The following is a 24,536-nucleotide window of genomic DNA, read 5'->3' on the forward strand; positions in this document are numbered from 1 at the left end:
CCTCAGCCGGCCCGGTACACGTCCAGGCGTCCGCACTGACCGCGAGGTCGCGCCGGGCCCTTGCCGCCCGTTCCTGCCCGTCCTCGTTGGCGAGCCGGTGGATCGTGCCCGGCGTGAACCAGGCGACGGCGCCCGCCACCAGCGGCGTCTCCTGGAACCCGGCGGCGGTGAGCGTCTGGACGGCGCCGCTGCCGCCCGTGACGACGTAGCCCTCGCCGCGCGTGAGGTGCGTGTGCGGGGCGCCGCCGCACAGGCCGTCGGCGGCGGGCCGGTCGTAGACGGACAGATGCGGGAGGGCGATTTCGCCGGGAACCCGGTGAAGGCCCCGGCCCGCTCCTCCTCACCGGTCACCACGGGTGCTCCGCGAGGTACTTGGCGATCTCGTCGCGTTCCCAGGCGCCGTCGGCGACGACGACGCGGTAGCGGCGGGTGAGGGTGGCGCCGGGCTCCAGGACGAGTTCGTCGTGGAAAGCGAAGGAGGGGGCCACGGCGGCGAACGGGTCGTTGCGCACGAACCAGTGCGCCGGATGCGCGCCCCGCTCCCCCGCGTGGTCGTTCTCCGGGGCATGCTCGAAGACGAGCGTGGCGTGTCCGTCGGCGCCGTCGTGCTCGGCGCTGTACGCGAGCCAGGGCGCCTGCGTCCCCATCGCCCCGGGCCCCTCGGTGCCGGCGGTCTGGACGCGCCCGTCCCGGAAGCCGCGCGGCCCGCGCCAGAACAGGCCGGTATAGCCCGCCATCTCGCGGCCGTGCGTGGTGGGGCTGCCGAAGCGCAGGGGCTCGGCGCGGCGGTTGGTGACGGCGCTGGTCCAGGTCAGCGTCCAGGCCCGGGCGGCCGGGTCGACGTCGCGCACCTCGATGCGGCGCTCCTCGTCGGCCCACAGCTCACCGTCGTACGGGTGCCAGGTCAGGCGTTCGGCGATGGTCAGCCCGTGCGCGCCGGCGGCGACCGTGTCGAAACCCACGTGGGCCATGGAGCCGACCCGCTCGGGCAGCGCGAGGTACCCCTCGCCGTGGACGTAGGTGTTGCCGCCCCACAGGTTCTGGCCCGAGAGGTGCGAGGCGGTCATCTGCAGGCCCTTGTGCCAGCGGTGGTCGTTGGGCCGGTAGTCGGTGACCACGTCGCCGCTCAGCGTCCTGAGCGGGTGCAGGTACGGTTTGGGCGCCTCCCAGGCCGCCTCGGGCCGGTACACGTAGGCGAACAGTTCGACGCCCGTGGTGCGTTCGGTGACGGTGATCCGGTCGCCGTGGGCGTGGACGACGCGCAGGATCTCATTCATGGGCGGCGGCCTCCTGGACGGGCGCCCAGCCGGGAGCGCCGCCGTGCAGGGCTGTGTAGTACGGGTCGCCGGGGCCGATCTCGCCGGCGCGGACGGTGGAGTCGGTGAACGCGGACTTGTAGAGCGCGGAGACCAGCTCCAGGCTCGTACGCCCGTCGGGCCCGCTGCCGCGGGGGCGTTCGCCCGCGCGGATCGAGGCGACGAGTTCGCGGAGTTGGGCGAGGTGGGAGCTGGGCACGTCGGGGCCGAAGTCGCGCCAGGAGGCGGCGAGGCCGGCGGGCACGTCGCGGGCGGGGGTGACGGTCCAGTCGGCGTTGCCGTACCCGTAGAGATGGGTGAGTTCGAGGGTGGCGCGCTCGCAGTCGATCCGGATGCGGCTGACCTCGTCGGGGCTGAGGACGCTGTTGACGACGGTGGCCATGGCGCCGCTCTCGAACCGTACGAGGGCGGTCGAGACGTCCTCGGTCTCCACGTCGTGCACGAGCCGCCCGGCCATCGCCCGCACCTCGGACCACGGCCCGAGGAGGTCGAGCAGCAGATCCGTCTGGTGGATGCCGTGGCCCATGGCGGGCCCGCCGCCCTCACTGGCCCAGCGGCCGCGCCACGGTGCGGCGTAGTAGGCGGTGTCCCGGTACCAGGTCGTCTGGCAGTGGGCGACGAGCGGCCGGCCCACCTCGCCCTTGGCGAGCAGGTCCCGGACGTGCCGGGCGCCCGAGCCGAAGCGGTGCTGGAAGACGATCGCCGCGTACGGGCCGCCCTGCGCGCCCTCGGCCGCCTCGATGGCGTCGAACTCCTCCAGGGACGGCGTCGGCGGCTTCTCGCACCACACCCAGGCGCCCGACCGCAGGGCGGCGACGGTCTGTTCGCGGTGCAGGGTGGGCGGGGTGCAGACGGAGACGAGGTCGGGCTGCCGCTCGTCGAGCATGCGCCGGAGGTCGGTGTACGGGTGCGGGACGTCGCCGTCCGCGCAGAACCGGCGTACGGCGTCGTCGTCGATGTCGACCGCGGCGACGACCTCCAGTTCGCCTTCCGCGGCCAGTTCTCTCAGCGCGGGCAGGTGGCTGCCGCGGGCGATGGCGCCGGTGCCGATGACGGCGGCCTTGAGGCGGTGGCGGCGGGGGCCCGGGCGGGTGGGGGTGGCTGTTACTGGTTCGGGTGTGCTGCGCATGGGCGCGATCAACACTCCATCGGGGTGCGGTGACAGGGCCTGGGGCGTTGCCTTAGCAAGCGCTTTCTCCCCGGCCTCGACGCTAAGCGGGTGGGGTGACAGGGGTCAACAGGGCGGAGGAACTTGATCCACTGCCTGCCCCTCCCGGCGCTCCGCCGGACGCCTCTCCCGGCGCTGCTGCGGGCGCAGGCCGGGTGCGAGCGCGAGCGTGACCGCCAGGGAGACGGCCGCGAGGATCGTCATGGCCGTGGCCGGAGACGTCGCTTCGGCCAGGGCGCCCGCGAGGAGGGCCGCCATGCCCTGCGCCGAGAGCATGCCCGCCGTGTGCAAGCCGAGGGCGTGGCCGCCGAGTTCGTCCGGAGTGAGAGCCACGAGGCGTTCCTGGAGCAGCAGGCTCGCCGCGAAGCCGACGGAGGCCAGCGCCACCGCGAACGCGGCGACCGGCAGGGCGAGCCGCGTCGCGAACAGCAGGTAGGGCGCGGCGAGGAGCAGCCGCAGGGGCGCGCCGAGCCCGGTCCGCCAGCGCGGTGGCAGGAAGCGGCCCGCGAGGACGTCACCGGCGAGCATCCCGACGGCGGCGCTCGCGAGCAGCACGCCGGCATGCCCGGGGTCGTAGGGGACGAACAGGGCTTCGCAGCCGACGATCAGCCCGTTCGGCACCCAGAGGGCGAGGTAGACGTACCGGCGCGGACGCGAGGACCACAGGAGTGCGTTGCCGCGCATGGTCTCCGCGACGGACGGGCGGCCTTCAGCGCGCGCGGGGCGCCGGGTCAGGCCGAAGCGGGCGACGGCCGCCGACAGGCCGTACAGGGCGGCGGCGGTCAGAAGGGTGCCGCGCGGCGAGACGGCCTGGACCAGGAGGCCGCCGAGCGCGTACCCGAGGATCTGGCAGAAGCCCGTGCTCATGTTCAGGACCGAGCGGCCGATGAGGTAGCCGTCCCGGTCGAGGATGTCGGTGAGCAGCCCGTGGCGGACGCCGCCGCCGAGCGCGGCGGGCACGCCCTGGGCGAGGACGAGGGCGAGCGCCAGTGCCGTGGGCATGCCGGGGGCCGCCTGCGCCGCCGTGGCGAGGCCCATGAGCAGCGGCAGCCCGGCGAGGGCGGCCCGCGGGGGCAGCCGGTCCGCGGCCGAGAGCAGCGTGAACGCGCCCACGACCTGCGCGAGCGCGGGGCCGAACATGGCGGTCGCGGAGAGCAGCGCGGAGCCCGTCGAGGCGTAGACGAGCGAGCCGAGGGCCAGGCCCGCGACCGTCCGGGCGGCCGCCTGGGTCGCGCAGGCGAGGAAGAAGGGCGGGTATTCCGGGGTCCGGAACAGGTCGCGGTAGGTACGCATGGGGGAAGGCTGCGGGGCGGCGGGGTGCGGTGGTTAATGTTTCGCGCAGGAGCGAAAGGCGGTCTCCGCGGAGGGGCATATGGGGGTGCGGCCGTATGGGTATCTGGCAGGTCGACGCCGACACGCTCGCCGGGAGCCGGTTCGTCGTGTCGCAGCTCGCCGAGGTGACGGCGAGTCTGAAGAAGCTGGCGGAGGCGAAGGCGGCGCATCCGGGTGAGCGGGCGTGGCTGGACGCGTATCTGCCCGCCTACCGGGCGCGGCTGGCCGCGGACCCGGTGACGGCGCTGCTCGTGGGCGCCGCGTTCGGGGCGTCCTGGATCGCCGACTTCGTCACGCCCACCCCGCTCGGGGCGCCCGGCCTCGATCTGGCCTCGGGTCTTGCGCGGATCCGGGCCACACCGCCGGAGGCCGTGCGCGCCGACCTGGCCGTGGCGTCGGGCGGCCCGCTGCCCGACGCCCTGGCCCGCGCCGACGATCTCGCCGAACGCACGGCCGCCCTCCTGGAGTGGACGTGGCGGGAGACGGTGCGGCCGGACTGGGACCGGCGGCGCCGCGTCGTCGAGGCGGACGTGGTGGCCCGGACGCGGGAGCTGACCGTAGGCGGCTGGGCGGCGGCTTTCGGCGGGCTGCGGCCCGCGATGCGCTGGCTCGGCGAGGGACGGCTGCGGATCAACGCGCACGACCACCCGCCCCGCGACATCTTTGGCGCCGCCCTGCTGTTCATCCCCGTCACCCCGCACCAGGGCTGGGTGTCCTGGCCGCAGTCCGCGGACCGGTACGCGCTGGTCTACCCCTGCGCGGGCGCCCTCGCCGACGCGGGCCGGACGGCACCGCCCGCCGCCCTCGCCACCCTGCTCGGCACGGCCCGCGCGCAGGTCCTCGTCCTCCTCGGCCGGCCCCTGACGACGACCCAGCTGGTGGCGCTGACCGGCCAGGGGCTCGGTTCGGTGGGGCGTCATCTGAAGGTGCTGCTCGACGCGCGCCTCGTACGGCGACGGCGTGCGGGCCGCTCCGTCCTGTACTACCGGTCACCGGCCGGGGACACGCTCCTCATGGCCCAGGAGAGGGGCGGGGAGGACGGAAAGAGGGGGACATGACCGCCCCCGTGGGGGTCCCGTCACTTTCGGGCGCTACGCTGCCCCCGCGCACCCCCGTGCCGAAGGTTCCGGGGAGCGCAGAGCCCTGTCCGGTCCGCGTTCGCGGCCGGTTCCGCCCGCACCCTGGATCGCCTCTTCCCCATGTCTTGGTTCGAATCGTTCATTCTCGGCCTCGTCCAGGGACTGACGGAGTTCCTCCCGATCTCGTCGAGCGCCCACCTCCGTCTGACCGCCGCGTTCGCGGGCTGGACCGACCCGGGCGCCGCCTTCACGGCGATCACCCAGCTCGGCACGGAGACGGCGGTGGTCATCTTCTTCCGGAAGGACATCGCGCGGATCATCTCCGCCTGGTTCCGGTCGCTGACCGACAAGACGATGCGCGGCGACCACGACGCCCAGATGGGCTGGCTGGTCATCGTGGGGTCCATCCCGATCGGCGTGCTCGGTGTGACGCTGAAGGACCAGATCGAGGGACCGTTCCGCGATCTGCGGCTGACCGCGACGACGCTGATCGTGATGGGCGTCGTCCTCGGCATCGCCGACCGGCTCGCGGCCCGCGACGAGACGGGCGGCAAGCACCGCGCCATCCGCAGCCGCAAGGAGCTGAAGGACCTCTCCGTCAAGGACGGCCTGATCTACGGGGTCTGCCAGGCGATGGCCCTGATCCCCGGCGTCTCCCGGTCCGGCGCGACCATCAGCGGCGGCCTCTTCCTCGGGTACACCCGTGAGTCGGCGGCCCGGTACTCGTTCCTCCTGGCCATCCCCGCTGTGCTCGCCTCGGGCGTCTTCGAGCTGAAGGACGCGACCGAGGGCGGCCATGTCTCCTGGGGCCCGACGATCTTCGCGACGTTCATCGCCTTCGGTGTCGGCTACGCGGTCATCTCGTGGCTGATGAAGTACATCTCGACCAAGAGCTTCATGCCGTTCGTGTACTACCGGATCGCGCTCGGCATCGCACTGTTCGTGCTGGTGAGCGTGGGTGTGCTGTCGCCGCACGCGGCGGAGTCGGCGGGCTGAGCCGCCTCGCCGCCCCGCCTCTTCACCACGCCGCGGGGCCGTGCGCGCCGAAGTAGCCGCCCGTCGGGCCGCCCGGTCCCACCCGCGCCGTCCGCACGATGATCTCGGCGCCTTCCTCGACCGTCTGGACGCCGGTGTTCCCGTTGGGGCCGGTCCTGGTGAAGCCCGGCTCGACCTGAGCGCCCTGATCCGCGTCCTGCGGGCGCGGGGCGCCTCGCTCTGCTGACGTCTCACTCAACGTCAACTCCGGCGCTGAAGTGATCACTTGACGCATGCGAACGCTCGCTCAGGGTTCACAATCGGTCGTCTGGCACGTAACCTTGGCACATGCCGCCTGTCCCGTCCTGTTCCGTGCGGTCTGCCGACGAGGTGAACGAGCAGATCCGCGGCCTGTGGCTGCGCACCGGCGGCCGCCTCTCCGCGGAACAGCGCACGGAGTACGAGCTGCTGGTGCGGGAGTGGGCCGCAGCGGTCCATGCGGAGATGGACGAATCCGCCTGACCCGCCACCCCTCAGCCTGATGCGCCACCCTCAGCCTGACCGCCGCGGCTCCGTCGGGGCGGCCGAGCCGTCTTCGAACCACCCCGGCCCGCGCGAGGCGTCTAGCGGCCGCCCGCCACCCTCAGGACCGTGCCCGTCGTGTACGACGCGTCCTGCGACAGGAGCCACGCGATGCCCGCCGCCACCTCTTCCGCGGCGCCAAAGCGGCGCAGCGGGATGTTCGGGGCCGCCTGCGCGGCCCGGTCGGGGGCGCCGCTCGTGGCGTGGATCTCGGTGTCGATGACGCCCGGGGCGACCGCGTTGACCCGTACGCCGACCGGGCCGAGCTCCTTGGCGAGGCCGATGGTGAGGGTGTCGACGGCGGCCTTGGACGCGGCGTAGTGGACGTACTCGCCGGGGCTGCCGAGGGTGGCCGCGCCGGAGGAGACGTTGACGATGGCGCCCTTGCCCGCGGCGGTCATGTCCCGGGCCGCGCGGCGGCAGCAGAGCAGGACGCCGAAAACGTTGACGTCGACCACGCGGCGCAGGCTCTCGGTGCTCGCCTCCGCGAGGGGGCCGATCGGGGCGGTGATCCCGGCGTTGTTGACCAGGCCGGTGAGCGGGCCGAGCCGCTCCGCCGCCTCGTCGAACATCCGCTCCACGTCGGGCTCCTGGGAGGTGTCCGCGCGAAGGACGACGCAGCGGGCGCCGGTCGCGCTGACGGCCTCGGCGACCCGCTCGGCCGCGCCCTTGTCATGAACGTAGGAGAGTGCGACGTCGTGCCCGTCGCGGGCGAGGCGCAGGGCGGTCGCGGCGCCGATGCCGCGGCTGCCGCCGGTGATCAACGTATGCGGACGAGACGGAACGGAGCTGGTCAAAGGGGCCTCCCGGAACGGATGATCATGTCGCGCGGGGTGCACCGTACCAGCGCCATTTCCCGACGCGCGCACGGCCCGGGAGGTCTCCGCGTCCGGTCAGCCACAGCAGGGCCGGCCAGGGTTCGGCGTCCTCCGGCGCCTCCGGGAAGAGGCGGTGCAGCGCGCGGGCGCAGAGGTCGGCGGGCGGCGGCGGGAAGGGCACGCCGAGGCCCTGCGCCAGGTCGTGCGCGTGCAGCAGCGTCTCGACCACGCCCATCGCGGCGAACCCCCCGGGGTCGCTGACGCCGAAGACATGGTGTGCGCGGGCGGTCGCCGGGGTCGCCCGCGCGACGGCGGCGAGCAGCCCGCCACAGTCCTGGAGCACCTGGAGGAGCCCGGCGGGGCCGGCCGCCCGGTCGGCGGTGATCGTGTTCGCGGGCCCTTCGGGGCGCCGCCGCGTCCAGCCGAACGCCTCACGGTCGTCGGTCGACGGCCGCAGCGAGCCGATCTTCGCCGCGTACCAGAACAGGTCGTCGGCGAGGTGCTCGCCGGTCTCCCAGCACGTCCACTCCAGCGAACCCGCGGGCACGTCCCAGTCGGCGCCGAGCGCGGCCCGCAGCGCGGTCACGGTGAGGTGCACGGCGTGCGCCACGTCGTCGGCGGTGACGGGCCCGGGGTCCTGGGCGGCCGTCGGGGTGTTCGATTCGGCTGACATGCAGGGACCGTAACAGCGATCCGCTCGGCCACCCGGGGGATTTTCGCCGCGCTCGCGCACGCCCCTTGGCTGCGCGCACCGGGGGCTCGACACTTGCCCGATGACGCAGCGTGTGGAACTGGCGACCGTCCTGGACAGGCTCGCCGTCGACGATCTGGTGACCGGCTACGCGGTGGCCGTGGACGACGGCGACTGGGCGGCGTACCGCGCCCTGTTCGCGCCGGACGGCCGCGCCGACTACCGGGCCGCGGGCGGCGTGGAGGGCAGCGCGGAGGAGATCGCGCGCTGGCTGACGTCCACGATGGAGCTGTTCCCGACGCGCCAGCACCTGATCGTGAACCGGCTCGTACGGTTCGACTCCGTCGACCGGGAGATCGGTGACGCGGCGCACGTCCAGGCCGATTACGTCAACCCGATGCGCTTCTTCCGCGAGAACGGTGAGAACGGTAAGAACGCTGAGAACGGTGAGAACGGTGAGAACGGTGAGAACACGGCACCGGACTTCGTGTGCGGCGGCCGGTACGCCTTCGACCTCGTCCGCACGCCGCCCGGCTGGCGGCTGCACCGGGTGACCGTCCACGAGAAGTGGCGGCGCGCCCCCGCCCCCGCTCCCGCCCCCGCCGCCAGCGGCACCTGACACCCCCTGACCGCCGTCCTCCCCCACACTGAACGCATGCCGTGGCCGCCGCCGGGTACGCCGGGTGCCGATGCCGGTCCCGTACGAGCCGGTCCCGTACGAACCGGTCCCGTACGAACTGGGAGGACGACCCATATGCAGCAAGGGCGAGGGCCATGGTCGCGGCGGCTGGACTCGTCCTCCTGGTGGCGCGGCGCCGCGGCGGTCCTCGCGGGCGCGCTGCCCGCCCTCGCCTTTCCCGCGCCGTCGCTGTGGTGGCTGGCCTACGTGGCCCTGGTGCCGTGGATGCTGCTCGCGCGTTCGGCGGGCTCGCCGCGGCGCGCGGCGCTCGACGGCTGGCTCGGCGGCCTCGGCTTCATGCTGGCGGTGCACCACTGGCTGGTGCCGAGCCTGAACGTGTTCACGGTCGTCATCGCCGCGCTGCTCGGCGTGTTGTGGGCGCCGTGGGGCTGGCTGCTGCACAGGCTGCTGCGCGGCGTGCCGACACCCGGCCGGGCGGCGGCCGCGCTGGTGGCCGTGGCCTCGGGCTGGCTGATGGTGGAGCTGGTCCGCTCGTGGCAGGGGCTCGGCGGGCCGTGGGGGCTGCTCGGCTCCAGCCAGTGGCAGGTGGTGCCCGCGCTGCGGCTGGCGTCGGTGGGCGGCGTGTGGCTGGTGAGCCTGCTTGTGGTGGCGGTGAACACCGGGATCGTGCTGCTCGTGGTCGCGCGCGGGGCGCGTACGGCCGCGACGGCCGGGCTCGTCGCGGCCGTCGCCGCCACGGGTGCGGCCTGGGCGTGGGCGCCGAGGCCGCAGAGCGACGGCGAGGTCCGCGTGGCCGTGGTGCAGCCGGGCATCATCGAAGGCCCCGGCCACAGGTTCGACCGCGAGGAAGAACTCACCCGTCAACTGGCGGGGCGCGGCGTCGACTTGGTGGTGTGGGGCGAGAGCAGCGTCGGCTTCGACCTCGCCGGACGCCCCGACCTGGCGCGCCGGCTGGCGGCCCTGTCCCGCGCCGTCGACGCGGACATCCTGGTCAACGTGGACGCCCGCCGCCCGGCCACCGGCGCCGAGGGCGACACGAGCCAGGGCATCTACAAGAGCTCGGTACTGATAGGCCCGGACGGCCCGACGGGCGACCGCTACGACAAGATGCGGCTCGTCCCGTTCGGCGAGTACATCCCCGCGCGCTCCCTGCTCGGCTGGGCGACCTCGGTAGGCAAGGCCGCGGGCGAGGACCGCAGGCGCGGCACCCGCCAGGTCGTCATGGACGTACGCCATGGCGGCGAGGAGCTGCGGGTCGGGCCGCTCGTCTGCTTCGAGTCGGCGTTCCCCGACATGACCCGGCAGCTGACCCGGGACGGGGCCCGACTGCTGCTCGCGCAGTCGTCGACGTCCAGCTTCCAGCACAGCTGGGCGCCCCCGCAGCACGCGTCGCTCGCGGCGCTGCGGGCCGCGGAGACCGGCCGCCCGATGGTGCACGCCACCTTGACCGGGGTCTCCGCGGTGTACGGCCCGGACGGCGAGCGCGCGGGCCCGTGGCTGCCGGCCTCGGCGAGCGCGGCCCGCGTGTACACGGCTCCGACGGCGCACGGCGACACGCTGTACGTCCGTTTCGGCGACTGGCCGGTCCACGCGGCGGTGGCGGCCCTCGCGGTCCTCGCGGCGGCGGAGGCGTTCCGGCTGCTCAGGCGCTCCGCTGTACCGCTGCCTCGCGGACGATTCGCTCGCACAGTTCGTGCGTGGCGAGCGCGTCGCGCGCGCTGAGCACCTTGCCCGCCCGTACGGCGTCGAGGAAGGCGAGCACGACCTGTTCGATGCCGCGCTGGCGTGCGACCGGCACCCAGTCGCCGCGGCGGCGCACGGTCGGCTGGCCCTTGTGGTCGATGACGTCGGCGAGGTTCACCACCTGCCGCTTGGTGTCCTGCCCGGAGATCTCGAGGATCTCCTCCGCCGAACCGCTGAGCCGGTTCATGACGCCGAGCGCGGTGAACCCGTCGCCCGCGAGCTGGAGCACGACGTGGTGCAGCAGGCCGTCCCGGGTACGGGCGCGCACGGTGACGTCGTCGATGGTGCCGGGCACGAGGAAGCGCAGTGTGTCGACGACGTGGATGAAGTCGTCGAGGATCATCGCGCGCGGCTCCTCGGGCAGACCGACCCGGTTCTTCTGCAGCAGGATCAGCTCGCGCGGATGCTCGACGCACTGCGCGTACCCGGGCGCGTGGCGCCGGTTGAACCCGACGGCGAGGCTGACCCCGCGCTCCTCGGCGAGCCGCACCAGGCGCTCGGAGTCGGTGAGTTCGTAGGCGAGCGGCTTGTCGACGTACGTGGCGACGCCCGCCTCCAGGAGCCGCGTCACGATCTCGGGGTGCACGGCGGTCGGGGCGTGCACGAAGGCGGCGTCGAGCCCCTGCGCGAGCAACGCGTCCAGGTCGGCGTGGCGCCGCTCCTCGGGGACGTGGTGCTGCTCGCCCACGCGTGCGAGGGTCGCGGGCGTACGGGTCTGCAGATGCAGCTCCACCCCGGCCCGCGCCGTCAGCACCGGCAGGTAGGCCTTCTGCGCGATGTCCCCGAGTCCGATGCAGCCGACCTTCACGTCCCTGTACCCCTCTGTAGCCCCGAACCGCCGCCCCGCGCCGCGGTCCCGGCAGCATACGGGGCGCCCCCGCGCTCACCACCGCGCCCGTACGTCCGTCGTCGCCGTGCGGGGCCGTCCGCCCCGGCGGGACCTGCGCGGCGGCGTACGTGTGGGCCTTGAGGTGAGCGGAGTCGCCGCACGACGCTCGCCGCAAGGGACGGGGCGTGACCCGTGACGTAAGCCGCGGCCTGCGCCCCGTCACCCGTACAGGGCAACCTCCCCGCTACCGCTGCCCCGCCGCGCCGCCGTCCACCACAGTGGCCCGCGTGCCCCAGAACCCCAGCTCGGCCTCGCTCCTGCTGACGGCGGCCGCCGTCCTCGCCGTCACCGCGTCCGGATGCGTGAGCGTGCAGGCCCCGGACGGACGGGGTCGGCACGCGCCCTCCGCCACCGCCCCGGCTCCCCGCCCCGACGGGCACGCCGGCCGGCCGCTCGTCCAGGCCCCCGTACGCGAGGCGCTGGAGCGTACGGGCCGCGCGCCGCACCACACCCCGGCCGCCCCACGCACCGGGGCTGCGCATACCGAGGCTCCGCGCACGGGAACTCCGCACACGCAGGCCCCGCCCGTCCGGCGGCCGCCGCGCCACACGGCCCCGGCCCCGGCGCCGAAGCCCCCGCCCCGCGGGGCCGCTCCCGGGCCCGCCGTGCGGCCCGCCGCTCCCGAGCCGCCCGCCCGGACCGATGTGTGCGCCCTCGGCCACGCGTACGGCCACTGGGCCCCGGACAGCCCGCAGGCCGTCATCTGCCGTGACGCCTACGGGAGTTGAAGTCACGGCAGCGCAGGGGCGCTACTCCCCCGGCAGCCCCGCCACCCGCCGCTCCAGCCGGGTGAGGGCGGCCCGCACCCCGTCCCCGTACCCGTCGTCGCCCAGTGTGTCGACCGCCGACCAGGCGCGTGCCAGGTGGTCGCGGGCCGCGCCGGGGCGGCCGAGCTTCACATAGTCCGCCGCGAGGTTGAGGTGGAGCGACGGGTACAGGGCCCGCAGCGCCAGGGACCCTTCGTGCGCCGCGAGCCGCTCCTGCGTGAGCCCGTCGGCGGCGGTCAGCGCGCGCAGGTCCCAGGCCAGCTCGTCGGCCGGGTCGTCCTGGGTGTCGGCCAGGTAGTGGGCGAGCGTGCAGCGGTGCAGCGGGTCGCCGTCCTCGCCGATCTCGGCCCACAGGGCGAGGAAGCGGCCGCGGGCCTCCTCGCGGTCACCGGCGTGCGCCAGCATGACGGCCTGCCCGATGCGGGTCAGCATGGCGTCGTCCGCCGTCTGCTCACGCTGCTGTGCCACTGGCTCCTCCATGTCCCGGACGGGCCGCGCGCCGGTCCCGGGCACCGACGCTAACGGCCGCCGCCGACGATCCGGGGCAGGCGCGGCTCAGCCCAGATCCGGGATGCGCCAGTCGATCGGCTCGTGGCCCTGCGCCGCCACCGCCTCGTTGATCTGCGTGAACGGCTGGGAGCCGAAGAACTTGCGCGCGGACAGCGGCGAGGGGTGCGCGCCCTTGACGACGATGTGCCGCTCGGCGTCGATGAGCGGGAGCTTCTTCTGCGCGTAGTTGCCCCACAGGACGAAGACGGCCGGGTCGGGCCGGTCGGCGACGGCGCGGATCACCGCGTCCGTGAACTTCTCCCAGCCCTTGCCCTTGTGCGAGTTGGCCTCGCTCGCCCGGACCGTGAGCACCGCGTTCAGCAGCAGCACACCCTGCTCGGCCCACGGCATCAGATAGCCGTTGTCCGGGACCGGGGTGCCCAGCTCGGCCTGCATCTCCTTGTAGATGTTGCGCAGGGACGGGGGCGTGCGCACGCCGGGCCGCACCGAGAAGCACAGCCCGTGGCCCTGGCCCTCGCCGTGGTACGGGTCCTGGCCGAGGACGAGGACCTTGACCTTGTCGTAGGGCGTCGCGTCGAGCGCGGCGAAGACCTCCTCGCGCGGCGGGTAGACGGGGCCCTTCGCGCGCTCCTCCTCGACGAACTCGGTGAGCTCCTTGAAGTAGGGCTTCTGCAGTTCCTCGCCGAGGACGCCGCGCCAGGACTCGGGCAGCATCGCGGTGTCGGTCACGTCAACAACCTCCGGGGTACGGGCCTTTCAGGGCCTTTCACAACACCCCCGAACCTACCGGCGCCCACTGACAACCGGCCCCCGGCCCCGGAAACAACCGCTTGCCACCCGCTTGTCACCAGCTCGTCTTGCGGTGCAGCTCCCACATCATCATGATCGTCGACGGGTCGAGGGCGCGTTCCCCGCCGGAGATCTCGTCGCCGGCCGCGATGTACTGCTTGCCCTGCCACAGGGGAATGAGCCGGGAGTCGTCGGCCATGATCTGCTGGGCCCGCTCGAACTGGCGCACAACGGCGCCGCGGTCGCTCTCGCGGCGCGCCTGCGGAAGCAGCTCGTCGGTGATCTCCGGCGACACGTAGGGCGTGCTCACCGCGTTCTCCTCGCCGACGAAGGGCGCGATGAAGTTGTCGGCGTCCGGGAAGTCCGGGAACCAGCCGCGCCCGAACACCGGGTACTCGCCCTTGCGGTACCCCTGCTCGTACGTCCTCCACGGACGGCTCTCGAGGGTCACTTCGAACAGCTTCGACGCCTCCAGCTGCCGCTTCAGCTCGGCGAACTCGGGTCCGGTCGCCGAACCGTAGCGGTCGGTGGTGTACCAGAGGGTGAGCGGGACCGGTGCGGTGATGCCCGCCTTGGAGAGGATGTCGGCCGCCTTGGCCGGGCTCGGGTCGCCGAAGTCGTCGAAGAAGTCCGTGGTGTGGCCGGTGAGGCCGCGCGGGACCATGGAGTACAGCGGTTCGACGGTGTCCTTGTAGACCTGGTGCGCGATGGCGCCGCGGTCGACGACCTGCGCGACGGCCCGGCGCACGGCCCGTTTGCCCGCCCACGGGTCCTTCGGGTTGAACACGAGGTAACTGATCTCGGTGCCCGCGCCCTCGACGAGCTGCAGGCCCTCCTGGCCGCTCCTGCCCTGGAGGTCCACGACGTCCTCCGCCGCGAGGCCGCGGAAGGTGGCGTCGATCCGGTGCGACTTCAGGGCGGCGACCATCTCCGCGGACGTGCCGAAGTAGCGGATGGTCACGGCGTCGTTCCTGCGGTCGGCGAACCCCTTGTAGTGCGTGTTCTCGACCAGCTCCGCCTTCTGGTCCTCCGTGTACGCCCGGAGCGCGTACGGTCCCGAGCCGGTGATCCTGCCGTCCGTGCGCAGCGCCCTCGCCGGGTACTCCTCGGGGTCGACGATGGACATCGCCGGGGTGGCGAGGACGAACGGGAACGTCGCGTCCGGCTTCTTCAGGTGAAACGTTACGTCGCGCTCGCCCTCCGTCTCGACGCGGTCGAGGCTGCCGAGGAGGCCGCTGGGGCCGCCCTTGACGCCGATCGCGCGGATGCGGTCGATGGAGTGCTTCACGGCGGCGGCGTCGAGCGGGTCGCCGTCGGAGAACCGCATGTCCTCACGGAGTCGGCAGTGGTAGACGCGGTTGGCGCCGTCCTTGAAGGAGCAGGTGGCGGCGTCGGGCTCCGGCTGCGCGGCGCCCGAGGGGAAGGCGACGAGGGTCTGGTACACGTTGCGGAACAGCTCCCAGGAACCGTCCCAGGAAGCGGCCGGGTCGAGGGTGCTCGGCGCGCTCGTCGTCCCCACCACGATCGGCTCGCCGTCGTCGTCGGAGCCACCGGAATCGATCAGTCCGCACCCGGCGAGCAGAACCACGGACGAGGTCGCCGCCCATGTGCGTGGGGCAAGCAGACGTCTGAACACGCGCACGCTCCTCGATCAGCCATGCCAAGAGTCGGCAGACCCTACCGCAGTGGCCTGCCGGATCAACTCCCTGATCCGGCAGGCCACTTCATGCGTTGAGGACGTTTGTCAGGCGTTGTCACCCGACGCCCGCAAAGTCACCCGAGGGCGCGGTGTCAGCCGACGCCCGCGTTGAGGAAGATGCCGCCGTCCACGACGAGCGTCTGCCCGGTGATCCAGTCGGCCTGGTGCGAGGTGAGGAACGCGGCGGCGCCGCCGATGTCCTCGGGCACGCCGAGCCGCCCCAGCGGGTAGGACGCCGCGGCCTCGGCCTCCCTGCCCTCGTACAGGGCCTGCGCGAACTTGGTCTTCACGACCGCCGGGGCGATCGAGTTGACCCGGACCTTCGGCGCGAACTCGTGCGCCAGCTGGAGCGTGAGGTTGACCATGGCGGCCTTGCTCATGCCGTAGGCGCCGATGAACGGCGAGGCCGAGACGCCGGCCACGGAGGCGATGTTGACGATCGCGCCGCCGTTCTCGCTCTGCCACGCCTTCCACGTCTGCTGCGCGAAGCCGAGCGCGGAGACGACGTTGGTCTCGAAGACCTTGCGCGCCACGTTCAGGTCGAGCTCGGCGATGGGGCCGAAGACCGGGTTCGTACCGGCGTTGTTGACGAGGAAGTCGACGCGGCCGAACGCCTCCATGGTGCGCTCGACGGCGACGGCCTGGTGCGCCTCGTCATGGGCCTTTCCCGCGACGTAGACGGCGCGGTCGGGGCCGAGGTTCTGCACGGCCTCCTTGAGCGCGTCCTCACCGCGGCCGGTGATGCAGACGCGGTCGCCGCGCGCGATCAGGGCCTCGGCGATGCCGTAGCCGATGCCGCGGCTGGCGCCGGTGACGAGGGCGACGTTGCCGGACAGGGGCGGGAGTTCGGTAGAAGTCATGTCAGTCACGTCCAGGGCCCCGGTTTCAGTTGAGCGGTCCGCCGGCCACGTACATGACCTGGCCGGAGACGAAGCCGGCGGCATCGCCGGTGAAGAAGGCGATGGCGTTGGCGATGTCCTCGGGGCGGCCCACGCGCTGCACCGGGATCTGCGTGGCGGCGGCGGCCTGGAACTCCTCGAAGCCCATGCCGACGCGGTCGGCCGTGGCCTTGGTCATCTCGGTGACGATGAAGCCGGGGGCGACCGAGTTGGCGGTGACGCCGAACTTGCCGAGCTCCTTGGCGAGGGTCTTGGTGAAGCCCTGCAGACCGGCCTTGGCGGCGGCGTAGTTGACCTGGCCGCGGTTGCCGAGCGCCGACGACGAGGAGAGGTTCACGATGCGGCCGAACTTGGCGTCCACCATGTGCGACTGAACGGCCTTCGACATCAGGAACGCGCCGCGCAGGTGCACGTTCATGACCGTGTCCCAGTCGTTGGCGCTCATCTTGAACAGGAGGTTGTCGCGCAGGACGCCCGCGTTGTTCACGAGGATCGTGGGGGCGCCGAGCTCGGCGGCGATGCGCGCGACGGCCGCCTCGACCGCCGCCTCGTCGGAGACGTCGCAGCCGACGGCGAGCGCCTTGCCACCGGCGGCGGTGATCTTCTCGACGGTGTCCTTGCAGGCCGCCTCGTCGAGGTCGATCACGGCGACGGCGCGGCCCTCCTCGGCAAGCCGGACGGCGGTGGCGGCGCCGATGCCGCGCGCGGCTCCCGTGACGATCGCTACGCGCTGCTCAGTGGTGGACATGCTCTGTGGTCTCCTCGCCCTAGAGGGCGGCCGCACCACCCGGAACAGGTGAGCGACCGCTTAGTACCCTGTGGCTGTGACGCTAGAAGCCCTGGCACCCGGTGTCAACGTACCCACCGGGTGCCCCTGATCACTCAGCGCGCGGATCGGCGCGCGGATCGGCGCACGGATCAGCGCACGAGGAGCGTCAGCAGCCGCTCCGCCTCCGCCGCCGGATCGGTCGTCAGACCGGTGTGCACAGGGCCCGGCTGCACCACCGTCGAGCGGGGCGCGATCAGCCAGCGGTAGCGTCGGCCCGCGTCGTCGGCCGCGGCCTGGCCCGCGCTCTCGCCGCCGCGGCAGTGCCGTTCGACGGCGTGCAGGAGGGCACGTACGCCCGCCACGTCGGCCTCGGGGTCGAGGGCGAGCAGCCGCGCCTCGTCGAGGTGGGTGAGCGCCGTGACGAAGGACTTGGCGCGGCAGTACACGACGACACCGGCGTTGATCTGCTCACCGCGTTCCACGCGCGGCACGACCCGCAGCAGGGCGTACTCGAAGACATCGCGCTCGCTCACCGCGTGATCCAGCCGGTCGTGGGGGCGGCCCCGCCGAGGGGGGCCTCGGGCAGTTCGATGCGCTCACGCACGGTCGCGGCGCGCTCCGCGAGGATCTCCACGTACGCGCGCCGCACGGCGTCGGGGCCGTCGAACCCCGGTTCGTCGGTCAGCCACACCTCGGGCACGTCGGCGGCGGCCTCGGCGAGCAGCTCCTCGGTGACGCGGGGCGCGAGGTCGGCGGCGGCCCCGGCGACGTCGGGACCGAACCGGGCGAGGGCATGGTCCGTGGCGTCGTACGGCTTGGCCGCCCAGGCGGCGGCGGTGCGCCAGTTGTGGTGCCAGATCATGGTGGCCCCATGGTCGACGATCCACAGGTCGCCGCCGTGGACCAGCATGTTCGGGTTGCGCCAGGACCGGTCGACGTTGTTGATCAGCGCGTCGAACCAGACGACCCGTCCCGCCTCCGCGGGCCCGACCGCGTAGGCGAGCGGGTCGAAGCCGAGCGCACGCGGCAGGAACCGCATCCCGAGGTTGGTGCCGCCGCTCGCCTTGAGCAGCCCCTGCACCTCCGGGTCGGGCTCGCCGAGCCCGAGCACCGGGTCGAGGTCGAGGGCGACGAGCTCCGGCACCCGGAACCCGAGCCGGCGCGCGAGCTGTCCGCAGATCACCTCCGCGACGAGCGTCTTGCGGCCCTGTCCCGCGCCGGTGAACTTCATGACGTACGAGGTCAGATCATCGGCCTCGACCAGTCCTGGCAGCGATCCACCCTCCCTCAATGGGGTGACATAGCGGGTCGCCGCGACTTCCGTGAGCATGGGCCCAGGTTATGAGATCGGCGAGCCGTTGAACGCTCCGGGATCACCGCGCGTACGGGAGAACACCCCCACGGGATCCAGCCGACCGTCGAGAGGACCGAGAGCATGACCGATACAGACATGTCCGCGCCGCCGCCCCCGGCGCCCGCGCGCCGCACCGTCGTCGCGGCGGTCGGCGCCGTGGGCCTCGCCGCGGCGCTGACCGCGTGCGGTGGCTCGGAGAACGACGAGTCGTCCGGGCCCGCGGGCGACGCCTCGTCGGCGGACGACGGTGGCGGCGGTGGCGGCGGTGGCGGCCAGGAGCTGGCGAAGACCTCCGACATCCCCGAGGGCGGCGGCAAGATCTTCGCCGACGCCGGGGTCGTGGTGACCCAGCCGACGAAAGGCCGGTTCAAGGGGTTCACCAGCACCTGTACGCATCAGGGGTGCGCGGTGACCAAGGTCGAGGGCGGCACCATCGACTGCCCGTGCCACGGCAGCAAGTTCTCCATCGAGGACGGCAGCGTCAAGAACCCGCCCGCCACGCGCCCGCTGACGGAGAAGCAGATCAAGGTGAGCGGCGAGTCGATCACCCTCGCCTAGGCCGCTTCCAGGCGGCGAGCACATCGCTCGTCGTCACCACGGTGGCGACGAGCGCGAGCGTGTTGCGGACCATCGCGGGGGTGTAGTCGGCGGGCACCCCCGCGATGGCGTCCTTGGGGACGGCGACGGTATAGCCCAGATTCACGGCGTCGAACACCGCGTTCGGTATGGCTACGTTGGCGGAGACGCCGGTGACGAGGAGCGTGCGGCAGCCCAGGTTGCGCAGGAGCGGATCCACCTCGGTGCCCGCGACCGGCGAGAGCCCGTGCAGGCGGCGGACGACGAGATCCTCGTCGGCGACCTCGATGGGCGGCGCGATCCGGACGGCCTTGGACCCGGACAGCTGCTGTACGGGGAGGCGTTCGGCGGCGCGGAAGAGGCGGGCGTTGCGGTTGGCGCCGCGGCCGTCGGGGCGGCGCTCGGCCACGGCGTGCACCACCTGGACCCCGCTCTCGTGGGCGGCGGCGACCAGCCGCGCCACGTTGACCAGCGCCCCCGACGTCCGTGCCGCGTCGGCCAGTTCGGGCAGAGCGCTGTCGGTGCCGACGACGCCCTGCTGGCACTCGACGGTCAGCAGCACCGTGTACGCCGGGTCGAGCAACTCGGCCAGGTCCTCGCGGATCGGCATGGTCCCCCCCTCGTACGTCCTCGCTTCCGGGGGCTGGAGACTAGCCACCATTGCGCGGGGACGGAAGAGGCCGCATGCTGCTTTTCTGACGCCCCGTCAGCCATCCACAATGACCGCACACCGACAAGGAGCACACATGGCCGCCACCCAGCAACGCCGGGGACGCAAGATCATGATGACCCCGCGGGAGCTGGACTCGTTCCTCACCGAGCAGCGCACCTGCCGGGTGGCCACGGTGTCGGCGGACGGGATGCCGCACGTCAGCCCGTTGTGGTTCGTGTGGGACGGCACGTCCTTGTGGCTCTACTCCCTCACGCGCAGCCGCCGCTGGGCCGATCTGCGGGCCGACGGGCGGGTGGCCGTGGCGGTCGACGCGGGCGAGGAGTACGGGGAGCTGCGCGGCGTCGAGCTGTCCGGGCGCGTCGAGTTCGTCGGCGAGTCACCCCGTACGGGCGAGCCGTGCCCCGAACTCGACGCGCCCGAGCGGCTGTTCGCGCGGAAGAACTTCGGCATGTCCGAGATGTTCCACGACGGACGCCACGCCTGGGCCCGCCTCACCCCGGACAAGATCGCCTCCTGGGACTTCCGGAAGCTGGCGGATCTGTAGACCCGCCCGTCAGCGTCGGCCCCGGTCCGCCGACTGCCCCAGATCCGCGCCCGCCTTCTGCAGCGCCTCCACCGCCGCCCTGATGGAGGGGCGGCGGTCGGCGTCCGCGCGCCAGACCACGTAGACGTGGCGCCGCACCTGGTGGCGGACCGGGACCGTGACCACGCCGGGCGGCATCGGGTCGCGGCCGAGCAACGGAGCCACGCAGACGCCCAGCCCGGCCGAGACGAGCGCGAGCTGGGTGTGGGTCTCGGCGGCGATGTGGCCGATGCGGGGCTCGACGCCGCCCGCGCGGAGCGTGAACAGCAGCCACTCGTGGCAGAACTCCCCCTCGCCCCAGGTGATCCACTCGTCGTCGGCGAAGTCCTCCAGGCGGACCTCGTCGCGGTCCGCGAGCGGATGCCCGGCGGGCATGGCGATGTCCGCCGGGTCGTCGAGGACGCTCGCCTTTACCAGTCCGTCGGGCAGCGGCATCGGTTTGTTGTGCCAGTCGAGCACGACGGCCAGGTCGAGGTCGCCGCGGATCACCCCGGCGACCCCGGCCTCCGGCTCCGACTCGTGCGAGCGCACGCGCAGTTGCGGGTGTGCGGCGCGCAGTGCGGCGAGCGCGGCCGGGACGAGGCCGCGCGCGGCGGTCGGGAACGCGGAGAGCCGCAGCTCGCCCACGACCTGCCCGCGCTGCGCCTCCAGGTCGGACTGGGCCAGCTCGACCTGCGACAGGATCCGCCCGGAGTGCTCGGCGAGCAGCCGCCCCGCGTCGGTGAGGCGCACCCCGCGCCCGTGCTTGGCGAGAAGCTGCTGGCCCACCTCCCGCTCCAGCTTCGTCATCTGCTGCGAGACGGCGGACGTGGTCACGTGCAGCGCGTCGGCGGCACCGCTGACCGAGCCGTGCCGGGCCAGCGCGTCGAGGACGCGCAACCGCTCCAGGTTCAACATGGCAACGATGCTATAGGTAAGCGTCGCTAATGAATATCCCGCAAATAATCTCGCTTGTGCTACGAGGTCGACGGGCGCGATTCTTGTCCGCATGAGCACCGTGACCCCCGCGAGCGCCGCCCCCGCCGCCACCACCGACACCCCCTCGGCCGCCCCGCCGCGCCGCGCCCTCGACTGGCGCGTCCGCTTCGGCGTGCTCTCCCTCATCTGGGGTTTCAGCTTTCTCCTCATCAAGGTGGGCACGGACGGCTACGCCCCGTTCCAGGTGACGCTGGGCCGCCTGGTCTTCGGCACGCTCGTGCTCGCCGCGGCGATGGCCGTGAAGCGGGAGCGGCTGCCGCGCGGCGCCCGCACCTGGGGCCACCTGGCGGTGGCGGCGTTCTTCCTGAACGCGCTCCCGTTCTCCCTGTTCGCCTTCGCCGAGGAGACGATCCCCTCGACGCTCGCCGGTATCTGCAACGCGACGTCCCCGCTGTGGGGCATGGCCCTCTCCCTGGTCGCGCTGTCGGAGGACCGGCCGACCCGGCGCCGGGTCGCGGGCCTCGGCCTCGGCTTCCTGGGCGTGCTCACGGTCCTCGGCGTCTGGCAGGGCTTCCACGGCCTGGACCTGACGGGCACGGTGATGGCGCTGCTCGCCTCGTTCAGCTACCCGGTCGGCTGGATCCACGTCCGCCGCACGCTCGCGCGCACCGGCCACTCGCACCTGTCGATGACCGGCGCCCAGCTTCTCCTCGCCACCGTGCAACTGGCCGTCGTCACACCGCTCTTCACGTCCTGGCCGCACGGGTTCCCGGTGCTCCCGCTCCTGTCGGTCGTCGCCCTGGGCACCCTGGGCACCGGTCTCGCGGTCCTCATCCAGTACGGCCTGGTCGCCGAGGTCGGCCCGACGACGGCGCAGATGGTCACGTACTTCATCCCGGTGATCGCCACCGCGGCGGGCGTCGCCGTCCTGGGCGAGTCCCTGAGCTGGTCGACCCCGGTCGGCGCGGTGATCGTGCTCGCGGGCGCGGCGCTCACCCAGCCCCGAAACCGGGGACCCCGCATGCGGGAACCCCGCCGCCTCCGCCGTCAGGCGTAGTACCGCACCGGTCCCGACCCGACCGACTCCGCCACCACCTCCGCCATCGCCCGGACCTCCCCGAGGTCCAGGCTGCTCACGGTGATCCGGACGCCCGGCGCGGCCGTCATCCGGAATCGCGCGCCCGGGGCGACCGCCCAGCCCGCGTGCAGCAGCCGCGCCACGGCGCCGGTCTCGTCTGGGACCGGCACCCACACGTTCATGCCGCTGCGCCCGTACGCGGCGACGCCCCGCTCGGCGAGCGCCGCGATCAGCGCGTCACGCCGCTCGCCGTACGACGCCGCGACGGCCCGCGCGTCCACGGCGCCGCTCGCCCACAGCCCGGCCACCGCCCGCTGCACGATCCGGCTGACCCAGCCGGGGCCGAGGCGCTGGCGACCGCGCACCCGGTCGAGGGTGAGGGGGTCGCCGGTGAGCACCGCGAGCCGCAGATCCGGGCCGTAGGCCTTGGCGACGGAGCGGACGAACGCCCAGTGCCGGACCGTCCCGGCCAGCGGACGCAGCGGCAGGTCGACGATGCCGTGCCCGTGGTCGTCCTCGATGAGCAGCACGTCCGGGTGTGCGGCGAGGACCGTACGCAGGTGGTCGGCGCGCACCGCGCTCACCGCGGCGCCGGTCGGATTCTGCGCGCGGTCGGTGACCACGAGCGCCCGCGCGCCCTCGCGCAGCGCCCGTTCGACGTCGGCGGGCAGTGGCCCGTCGTCGTCCACCCCGACCGGTACGAGCCGCAGGCCGAGGGCGGGCACGAGATCCAGCACGCTGCCCCAGCCCGGGTCCTCGACCGCGACGGCGTCCCCGGCCTTCAGGTGCGCGGTCAGCACCCGTTCGATCGCGTCGAGCGACCCGGACGTGACGACCACCGGCCCGTCGGGCACCCCGTCACGGTCGAGGTCGGCCCGCGCGTGGCGCACCAGTGCGGGCTCCAGCGGATCACTCCCGTAGAGCACGGGCTCCCGGTCGGCGGCGGCGGCCGCCGCGGCGAACGCCTCGGCCAGCGACGGCAGGAGCGCCTTGTCCGGATTGCCGTCGGAGACGTCCCGTACGCCCGGCGGCACGTCCACCCGGATCCGCTCGCGCGCGGTCGTGGCGGGCTTCGGGCGTACGCGGCTGCCGCGCCGGCCCGCGGTCTCGATGACCCCGCGCTCGCGCAGGGTGCGGTACGCGGCCGCGACCGTGTTCGGGTTCACCCCGAGCCGCTGCGCCAACTCCCGCATCGGCGGAAGCAGTTGGCCCGGGGCGAGGCCGCCGTCGGCCACCGCGCGCTCCACGCTCGCCGAAATCTCGGCGGCGCGCCGCCCTTCGATCGGATACTCTTCTAGCACAAACCACAGTTTGCACTAGTGCAATGGAGTCCGCAACATGAGCGTCGCCCCTGAGTCGTCAGCCGCCCCTTCGGTCGCAGCCACCGGGACCGCCTACGCCCCGACGGCCCGCACGGTACCGACCCGCTCCAAGAAGCGCGCCGCGTACGACCGCGAACTGGTGCACTCGATACTCGACGAGGCCTACGTCTGCCACCTCGGTTTCGTGCGCGACGGCGCCCCGGTCGTGCTGCCGACCCTCTACGGCCGCGTCGGTGAACGCCTCTATGTGCACGGCTCCACGGGCTCGCGCCCGCTGCGCATGGCGGGCGAGCAGGACCCGGGCCTGCCGGTGTGCCTGACGGTGACCCATGTCGACGGCCTCGTCCTCGCCCGCTCCGCCTTCCACCACTCCATCAACTACCGCTCCGTCGTGGTCCACGGCATCGCGCACCAGGTCACCGACGCGGACGAGAAGCGGCTCGCCCTGGACGCGCTCGTCGACCACGTCGTAGCCGGTCGCGCCGCCGACTCCCGCCCGGCCGACGCCAAGGAGCTGGCCGCGACCGCCGTGCTCTCCCTCGACCTCGCCGAGGTCTCCGCGAAGGTCCGCACCGGCGGCCCGAACGACGAACCCGAGGACCTGGACCTGCCGCACTGGACCGGCGTCGTCCCGTTGCGGCCGGGCTACGGTCCGCTCGTCCCGGCCGACGACCTCGCCGACGGCATCGAGGTCCCCGCCTACCTGCGCGGACTGTGAATGCTGATCCACCCGTGGGACGCGGCCCGCTCCACCGCCGAGTGGCAGCGCTGGCTCGCCGCCCACGACTTCGGCCAGCTCGCCGTCAACGGCCTCCCGGGCGAGCCGCCCTTCGTGCAGCCGACGCACTTCGCCTACGACCCGTCGGCGGGCGGCGAGTTCGGCGAGGCCGTCGCCCATCTCGCCCGCCCGAACCCGCTGTGGCCCGCGCTCGACGCGGACCCGCACGTCGTACTCAGCGTCGTCGACGACTACGCGTACGTGCCCGGTCCGTGGCAGGCACTGCCCGGCGCCCCCGCCGAGCACGCGACGCCGACCAGCGTCTACACCGCCGTCCAGCTCCGCTGCACCGCCCACGTCGTGGACGATCCGGAGGAGAAGGCCGCGCTGCTCAACCGCCAGGTCGGCCACTTCCAGCCGCCCGGCCTCTCCGCGACGGTGGCGGTGGGTGAGGTCCCGTACGGGCGGATGCTCGCCGGGATCCGTGGCATACGGCTCGAAGTGATAGGCGTACGGGCGAAGTTCAAGTACGCCGGGCACAAGCCGGACGAGGTCCAGGACCGGATCGCCTCGGGGCTCGCGGAGCGGGGCGCCCCCGGCGACGCCGCCGCGCTGGCGGGCCAGCGTCGGCGGCGCCAGGAGGCGTGA

Annotated in this window: 27 protein-coding genes and 2 pseudogenes; 11 read left to right on the forward strand and 18 right to left on the reverse strand. The window is 73.4% G+C overall.

Annotated features, from left to right (window positions below; genetic code table 11):
- Nucleotides 1-37: 37 nt before the first annotated feature.
- The 4 genes and pseudogenes from ACH4RC_RS22100 to ACH4RC_RS22115 form a co-directional block, all read right to left on the reverse strand.
- Nucleotides 38-301 (reverse strand): annotated as a pseudogene (locus ACH4RC_RS22100) (cupin); the annotation flags it as partial.
- A gap of 46 nt (nucleotides 302-347) precedes the next feature.
- Nucleotides 348-1,277, reverse strand: a complete 930-nt coding sequence (locus tag ACH4RC_RS22105) for a PmoA family protein (protein ID WP_398203448.1) — start codon at nucleotides 1,275-1,277, stop codon at nucleotides 348-350.
- Nucleotides 1,270-2,445: a Gfo/Idh/MocA family protein gene (locus ACH4RC_RS22110; RefSeq protein ID WP_398203450.1), complete on the reverse strand. Its 1,176-nt coding sequence runs from the start codon at nucleotides 2,443-2,445 to the stop codon at nucleotides 1,270-1,272. The genes ACH4RC_RS22105 and ACH4RC_RS22110 overlap by 8 nt, the downstream gene beginning before the upstream one ends.
- Before the next feature lie 105 nt (nucleotides 2,446-2,550).
- The gene (locus ACH4RC_RS22115; protein WP_398203453.1) at nucleotides 2,551-3,777 is read right to left on the reverse strand and encodes an MFS transporter; all 1,227 of its coding nucleotides are present in this window, start codon (nucleotides 3,775-3,777) and stop codon (nucleotides 2,551-2,553) included.
- A 95-nt stretch (nucleotides 3,778-3,872) separates the two neighbouring features.
- Here ACH4RC_RS22115 and ACH4RC_RS22120 point away from each other — a divergent pair, with 95 nt between their 5' ends.
- Nucleotides 3,873-4,874 carry an ArsR family transcriptional regulator gene (locus tag ACH4RC_RS22120; RefSeq protein ID WP_398203455.1) on the forward strand — a complete coding sequence of 334 codons (1,002 nt, stop codon included), beginning with the start codon at nucleotides 3,873-3,875 and terminating at the stop codon, nucleotides 4,872-4,874.
- Nucleotides 4,875-5,015: 141 nt separating this feature from the next.
- The gene (locus ACH4RC_RS22125; protein WP_398203458.1) at nucleotides 5,016-5,891 is read left to right on the forward strand and encodes an undecaprenyl-diphosphate phosphatase; all 876 of its coding nucleotides are present in this window, start codon (nucleotides 5,016-5,018) and stop codon (nucleotides 5,889-5,891) included.
- A 22-nt stretch (nucleotides 5,892-5,913) separates the two neighbouring features.
- Here ACH4RC_RS22125 and ACH4RC_RS22130 read toward each other — a convergent pair.
- A pseudogene (locus ACH4RC_RS22130) lies at nucleotides 5,914-6,066 on the reverse strand (short-chain dehydrogenase); the annotation flags it as partial.
- Nucleotides 6,067-6,218: 152 nt separating this feature from the next.
- Here ACH4RC_RS22130 and ACH4RC_RS22135 point away from each other — a divergent pair.
- A complete protein-coding gene (locus ACH4RC_RS22135) occupies nucleotides 6,219-6,392 on the forward strand; it encodes a hypothetical protein (RefSeq protein ID WP_398203460.1) in 174 nt (57 codons plus the stop codon).
- A 101-nt stretch (nucleotides 6,393-6,493) separates the two neighbouring features.
- On the opposite strand, the gene ACH4RC_RS22140 is transcribed toward ACH4RC_RS22135, so the two are convergent.
- Entirely contained in the window at nucleotides 6,494-7,249 is a 756-nt protein-coding gene (locus ACH4RC_RS22140) for a glucose 1-dehydrogenase (RefSeq protein WP_398203463.1), read from the reverse strand.
- A 22-nt stretch (nucleotides 7,250-7,271) separates the two neighbouring features.
- Entirely contained in the window at nucleotides 7,272-7,943 is a 672-nt protein-coding gene (locus ACH4RC_RS22145; RefSeq protein ID WP_398203466.1) for a hypothetical protein, read from the reverse strand.
- Between the two features lie 100 nt (nucleotides 7,944-8,043).
- On the opposite strand from ACH4RC_RS22145, the gene ACH4RC_RS22150 reads away from it, so the two are divergent.
- On the forward strand, nucleotides 8,044-8,580 hold the full coding sequence (locus ACH4RC_RS22150) for a nuclear transport factor 2 family protein (protein WP_398203469.1): 537 nt from the start codon (nucleotides 8,044-8,046) through the stop codon (nucleotides 8,578-8,580).
- 135 nt (nucleotides 8,581-8,715) lie between these two features.
- Nucleotides 8,716-10,323: an apolipoprotein N-acyltransferase gene (lnt, locus tag ACH4RC_RS22155; RefSeq protein ID WP_398203471.1), complete on the forward strand. Its 1,608-nt coding sequence runs from the start codon at nucleotides 8,716-8,718 to the stop codon at nucleotides 10,321-10,323.
- Here the strand turns inward: lnt and ACH4RC_RS22160 are convergent.
- On the reverse strand, nucleotides 10,244-11,152 hold the full coding sequence (locus ACH4RC_RS22160; protein WP_398203473.1) for a Gfo/Idh/MocA family protein: 909 nt from the start codon (nucleotides 11,150-11,152) through the stop codon (nucleotides 10,244-10,246). The two genes, lnt and ACH4RC_RS22160, sit on opposite strands and share 80 nt — an antisense overlap.
- Nucleotides 11,153-11,460: 308 nt before the next feature.
- On the opposite strand from ACH4RC_RS22160, the gene ACH4RC_RS22165 reads away from it, so the two are divergent.
- Complete coding sequence (locus ACH4RC_RS22165; RefSeq protein ID WP_398203476.1) at nucleotides 11,461-11,961, forward strand: hypothetical protein; 501 nt, start codon at nucleotides 11,461-11,463, stop codon at nucleotides 11,959-11,961.
- Nucleotides 11,962-11,982: 21 nt separating this feature from the next.
- On the opposite strand, the gene ACH4RC_RS22170 is transcribed toward ACH4RC_RS22165, so the two are convergent.
- The 7 genes from ACH4RC_RS22170 to ACH4RC_RS22200 all read right to left on the reverse strand — a co-directional run bounded on the left by ACH4RC_RS22170 (nucleotide 11,983) and on the right by ACH4RC_RS22200 (nucleotide 17,996).
- The gene (locus tag ACH4RC_RS22170) at nucleotides 11,983-12,480 is read right to left on the reverse strand and encodes a hypothetical protein (RefSeq protein ID WP_398203478.1); all 498 of its coding nucleotides are present in this window, start codon (nucleotides 12,478-12,480) and stop codon (nucleotides 11,983-11,985) included.
- A 75-nt stretch (nucleotides 12,481-12,555) separates the two neighbouring features.
- Entirely contained in the window at nucleotides 12,556-13,239 is a 684-nt protein-coding gene (gene ung, locus ACH4RC_RS22175; protein WP_398203481.1) for a uracil-DNA glycosylase, read from the reverse strand.
- Between the two features lie 115 nt (nucleotides 13,240-13,354).
- Nucleotides 13,355-14,935 carry an ABC transporter substrate-binding protein gene (locus ACH4RC_RS22180; RefSeq protein WP_398203483.1) on the reverse strand — a complete coding sequence of 527 codons (1,581 nt, stop codon included), beginning with the start codon at nucleotides 14,933-14,935 and terminating at the stop codon, nucleotides 13,355-13,357.
- Between the two features lie 155 nt (nucleotides 14,936-15,090).
- Nucleotides 15,091-15,858, reverse strand: coding sequence for an SDR family oxidoreductase (locus tag ACH4RC_RS22185; protein WP_398203486.1), 768 nt, complete (start codon nucleotides 15,856-15,858; stop codon nucleotides 15,091-15,093).
- A 25-nt stretch (nucleotides 15,859-15,883) separates the two neighbouring features.
- A complete protein-coding gene (gene fabG, locus ACH4RC_RS22190; protein WP_398203488.1) occupies nucleotides 15,884-16,645 on the reverse strand; it encodes a 3-oxoacyl-ACP reductase FabG in 762 nt (253 codons plus the stop codon).
- A 170-nt stretch (nucleotides 16,646-16,815) separates the two neighbouring features.
- Nucleotides 16,816-17,199 carry a DUF3037 domain-containing protein gene (locus tag ACH4RC_RS22195; protein WP_398203491.1) on the reverse strand — a complete coding sequence of 128 codons (384 nt, stop codon included), beginning with the start codon at nucleotides 17,197-17,199 and terminating at the stop codon, nucleotides 16,816-16,818.
- Nucleotides 17,196-17,996 (reverse strand): HipA family kinase, encoded by an 801-nt coding sequence (locus ACH4RC_RS22200; protein WP_398203494.1) that lies wholly within the window; start codon nucleotides 17,994-17,996, stop codon nucleotides 17,196-17,198. The genes ACH4RC_RS22195 and ACH4RC_RS22200 overlap by 4 nt, the downstream gene beginning before the upstream one ends.
- A 105-nt stretch (nucleotides 17,997-18,101) precedes the next feature.
- On the opposite strand from ACH4RC_RS22200, the gene ACH4RC_RS22205 reads away from it, so the two are divergent.
- The gene (locus ACH4RC_RS22205; RefSeq protein WP_398203496.1) at nucleotides 18,102-18,578 is read left to right on the forward strand and encodes a Rieske (2Fe-2S) protein; all 477 of its coding nucleotides are present in this window, start codon (nucleotides 18,102-18,104) and stop codon (nucleotides 18,576-18,578) included.
- On the opposite strand, the gene ACH4RC_RS22210 is transcribed toward ACH4RC_RS22205, so the two are convergent.
- Nucleotides 18,565-19,206, reverse strand: coding sequence for a cysteine hydrolase (locus tag ACH4RC_RS22210; RefSeq protein ID WP_398203498.1), 642 nt, complete (start codon nucleotides 19,204-19,206; stop codon nucleotides 18,565-18,567). The two genes, ACH4RC_RS22205 and ACH4RC_RS22210, sit on opposite strands and share 14 nt — an antisense overlap.
- Before the next feature lie 136 nt (nucleotides 19,207-19,342).
- On the opposite strand from ACH4RC_RS22210, the gene ACH4RC_RS22215 reads away from it, so the two are divergent.
- Complete coding sequence (locus ACH4RC_RS22215; protein ID WP_398203501.1) at nucleotides 19,343-19,813, forward strand: pyridoxamine 5'-phosphate oxidase family protein; 471 nt, start codon at nucleotides 19,343-19,345, stop codon at nucleotides 19,811-19,813.
- A gap of 9 nt (nucleotides 19,814-19,822) precedes the next feature.
- On the opposite strand, the gene ACH4RC_RS22220 is transcribed toward ACH4RC_RS22215, so the two are convergent.
- On the reverse strand, nucleotides 19,823-20,749 hold the full coding sequence (locus ACH4RC_RS22220; RefSeq protein WP_398203503.1) for a LysR family transcriptional regulator: 927 nt from the start codon (nucleotides 20,747-20,749) through the stop codon (nucleotides 19,823-19,825).
- A gap of 91 nt (nucleotides 20,750-20,840) precedes the next feature.
- Between ACH4RC_RS22220 and ACH4RC_RS22225 the strand changes: the two genes are divergently transcribed.
- Nucleotides 20,841-21,827, forward strand: coding sequence for a DMT family transporter (locus tag ACH4RC_RS22225; RefSeq protein ID WP_398203505.1), 987 nt, complete (start codon nucleotides 20,841-20,843; stop codon nucleotides 21,825-21,827).
- Here ACH4RC_RS22225 and ACH4RC_RS22230 read toward each other — a convergent pair.
- The gene (locus tag ACH4RC_RS22230; protein WP_398203508.1) at nucleotides 21,818-23,149 is read right to left on the reverse strand and encodes an aminotransferase class I/II-fold pyridoxal phosphate-dependent enzyme; all 1,332 of its coding nucleotides are present in this window, start codon (nucleotides 23,147-23,149) and stop codon (nucleotides 21,818-21,820) included. The genes ACH4RC_RS22225 and ACH4RC_RS22230 overlap by 10 nt on opposite strands.
- A gap of 37 nt (nucleotides 23,150-23,186) precedes the next feature.
- On the opposite strand from ACH4RC_RS22230, the gene ACH4RC_RS22235 reads away from it, so the two are divergent.
- Together ACH4RC_RS22235 and ACH4RC_RS22240 are read left to right on the forward strand one after the other, a co-directional pair.
- A complete protein-coding gene (locus tag ACH4RC_RS22235) occupies nucleotides 23,187-23,888 on the forward strand; it encodes a pyridoxamine 5'-phosphate oxidase family protein (protein WP_398203511.1) in 702 nt (233 codons plus the stop codon).
- Nucleotides 23,889-24,536 (forward strand): FMN-binding negative transcriptional regulator, encoded by a 648-nt coding sequence (locus ACH4RC_RS22240; protein ID WP_398203513.1) that lies wholly within the window; start codon nucleotides 23,889-23,891, stop codon nucleotides 24,534-24,536.

Origin of the sequence: Streptomyces sp. NPDC016845 (assembly GCF_044332585.1) — a bacterium.
GTDB lineage: Bacteria > Actinomycetota > Actinomycetes > Streptomycetales > Streptomycetaceae > Streptomyces.